Source organism: Cupriavidus sp. 8B, assembly GCF_054589115.1.
Genome location: NZ_BAAILO010000502.1, coordinates 1 through 499 on the forward strand (window position 1 = coordinate 1; position 499 = coordinate 499).

A 499-nucleotide genomic window follows, 5' to 3' on the forward strand; every position below is an offset into this window, starting at 1 on the left:
GGCTGAGGCAGCGGCAGCACGTTGTGCACCCGGATCGGACCCCAGCCGAAGTCGAGTTCACCACTGAAGCGGTCCTTCAGGTAGCCGGCGTACTTCTGGGTGTTGTGCACGGGAAGTCCCAGCACCAGGCGGTCAATCTCGGTCGCGTTGGAATAGTGCAAGGACCCGCCCAGCAGCGCAGCGTAGTTCGGGGTCGTGACAAAGTCCTCGGACAAGGAACGGCCAGTGTTCCCGTACGGGGCGCTGATGGATACCTCCGGCCCGACCTCGTATCGCGCCCCGTCGACGACCACGTTGACGACGTTCCTGGCACGTAGGATGGACCCGCTGTGCGGCGTCAACGAAGAGGTCGCAGCTAGCGGCGCCAGCGAGGGAAACATGCTGGTGGCGACGTCAGAGCCGAGCGGGAATGCGGACTTCGTGTTGCCATAGCCGACATCGATTGCGACGGTCGAAACTTTCATGAGCGATACTCCTTGGTGAGTGCCTAATGGGTGTT

1 protein-coding gene is annotated in these 499 nt (G+C 62.3%); it reads right to left on the reverse strand.

Going from position 1 to position 499, the window contains the following annotated elements:
- Positions 1 to 464, reverse strand: a 464-nt coding sequence (locus tag ACYP5B_RS45630; RefSeq protein WP_459573975.1) for a ParM/StbA family protein, incomplete at its 3' end; no start/stop codon positions are given.
- Positions 465 to 499 lie beyond the last annotated feature (35 nt).